General features: G+C 33.5%; 2 protein-coding genes. Both read right to left on the bottom strand.

All coding sequences use genetic code 11. From position 1 onward, the window contains the following. The coding region (locus tag EKL98_RS16530) for an ABC transporter substrate-binding protein (RefSeq protein WP_233589478.1) at positions 1–571 on the bottom strand (571 nt) is incomplete at its 3' end. Between the two features lie 168 nt (positions 572–739). Beyond that, positions 740–886, bottom strand: a complete 147-nt coding sequence (locus EKL98_RS17720; RefSeq protein WP_158618346.1) for a hypothetical protein — start codon at positions 884–886, stop codon at positions 740–742. Positions 887–1194: the final 308 nt, after the last annotated feature.

Below are 1194 nucleotides of genomic sequence, written 5' to 3'. Positions count from 1 at the left end.
CGGCCTTTTGTGCTTTCTCTAAAATGACTTCAAAGGGTACGGATAAACTTCCATTTCCTTTAGTGTTTGCCCATAAATATTGGGATTTGGCATCTTTCAAAAACAAGGCTGCCCAGCTTTCGCCCTGCGGAACGTACCATTGTTCCTGATACATTGCGCCACTGAGAACAGTTGGTTTTGTTGTCGCTTTTTTAGCTAATTCCAAAGTAGTCTTATATTCTTTTTCAATTTTTTCGAAGATAGCATCTGCTTTAGAATCCAAACCGTAAAGTGCGCCAAAGAACTTAATCCATTCGGCTTTTCCCAAAGGAGATTGTTCTGTCCAATCGCCGTTGAGCATTACTTTCAAACCACTTTTTTGAAGATTGTCCAAAGTTGGATTGCTATTATTTAAACCAAAACTCACAATCACATCGGGTTTCATATCGATTAAAACTTCGGTGTTCAGATTTTCATTGACTCCTACTTCGCGAACTTTTCCGGCATCAATTAACTTTCGGGTTTTAACTGAAGAAATATAATTTGTATTCGGAAAACCCACTAAAGTATTTTCTACTCCCAATAATTCCAAAGCCGGAATGTGTGTTGTTGAGGTTACAACAATCGATTTTAGCGGAATTTGAATTAGTGGAAATTGTTTTATACTATCGGGAATAATTCCGTTTTTTTCTTGAAGAATATAGGTAAAACTTTCTTTAGCATTTGGCCAAGGATTTGTGATTTTTAGGAGGGAAAAACCTTAGTATTTGGAGATTTCTAAGCCTTTGGCATATTGAATTTCATTTTTTGAAGAGGCAAGTGTTGTTTCTTTTTTTGTAACTTCTTTGCATTGAATGAACAGCAAAAAGACTAAAAAGTAGAAAGCGCTATTTTGTAAGGATTTCATTTAAGGTAATTTTTTACAAAAGTATCGTTTTTTGTTTTCACAAAAATATACTTGTGTAACTTTTGATACTTTTTAACCATAACAAAGATATTAAATTTGTTAAAAAGGAAGTTATGAGAGGCAATTCAAACACTTTTATTTATGTTGTTGCGGGAATAATTATCTTGTGTTTTCTAGTTGGTTTCGTTTGGTTGATTGTCAAACTTTCGAAGAAGAAGGAGAATAAGAAGTAGTCTTTTTTTAATAATGACCTTTTAGGGAATGTATCAAAATTACATTATCAGCTTGTATGACTTCGTAAACTAATC

The organism is Flavobacterium bomense (assembly GCF_003970355.1).
The sequence above is the reverse complement of the archived record's forward strand: the minus strand, read 5'-3'. Positions and strand labels throughout refer to the sequence as shown.

Coding starts and splice junctions, on each gene's coding strand:
- EKL98_RS17720 (WP_158618346.1), bottom strand. CDS start 886: ATGAAATCCTTACAAAATAGCGCTTTCTACTTTTTAGTCTTTTTGCTG.